This window comes from Vibrio sp. 2132-1 (genome assembly GCF_033344315.1).
The window spans coordinates 1-621 of record NZ_JAWPON010000508.1 but is presented as its reverse complement, the minus strand read 5'-3'; the positions used below and the strand labels follow the sequence as shown (position 1 = coordinate 621).

At 45.4% G+C, this 621-nt stretch carries 2 protein-coding genes; both read left to right on the top strand.

Annotated elements, in window-relative coordinates; all coding sequences use genetic code 11:
* A partial coding sequence (locus R8N47_RS26340) for a hypothetical protein (RefSeq protein ID WP_318186249.1) occupies positions 1 to 207 on the top strand: 207 nt, incomplete at its 5' end.
* Positions 208 to 209: 2 nt separating this feature from the next.
* Positions 210 to 621, top strand: a 412-nt coding sequence (locus tag R8N47_RS26335; RefSeq protein WP_318186248.1) for an FAD-dependent oxidoreductase, incomplete at its 3' end; no start/stop codon positions are given.

The following is a 621-nucleotide window of genomic DNA, read 5'->3' as shown; positions in this document are numbered from 1 at the left end:
ATTATAGCCGCCATCACGGCGGTAAGCGGCGTATTGTACTGCTTTAAAAAGCACCTGACTAGTGATCTGACGAATTCTCTGCAAACCCTGATGAAATCTAGTTTTTTGCCCTATATACAGCAAGGTTTTTTGTTAAACAATTTTGTAAAAATAGCCTCGGAACGTACAATTGAAAAACGCCAAATAATCAGCATGATGAAGAGCTAAAAATGAACAAGTATGACATCGCCGTAATCGGTGGCGGCATGGTCGGGGCAGCTGTCGCGGTTGGATTTGCCAAGCAAGGTAGAAGCGTAGTGGTAGTTGAAGGAGCGGAGCCTAAAGCATTCGATGCTGCTCAAGCTCTGGACGTGCGAGTTTCTGCTATTTCACATCAATCGGTGAAATTACTTGAATCATTAGATGCTTGGTCGGCGATCGAAGCAATGCGCGTCTGTCCCTATCGTCGTCTGGAAACTTGGGAGCATCCTGAGTGTCGTACTCGTTTTCATTCTGATGAGCTTTCATTGGATCAACTTGGCTACATCGTTGAAAACCGCCTAATCCAACTTGGCCTTTGGCAAGCTTTCGCGCAATTCGACAACTTAACGGTGAAGTGTCCTGAGCGATTAAAAGACATCG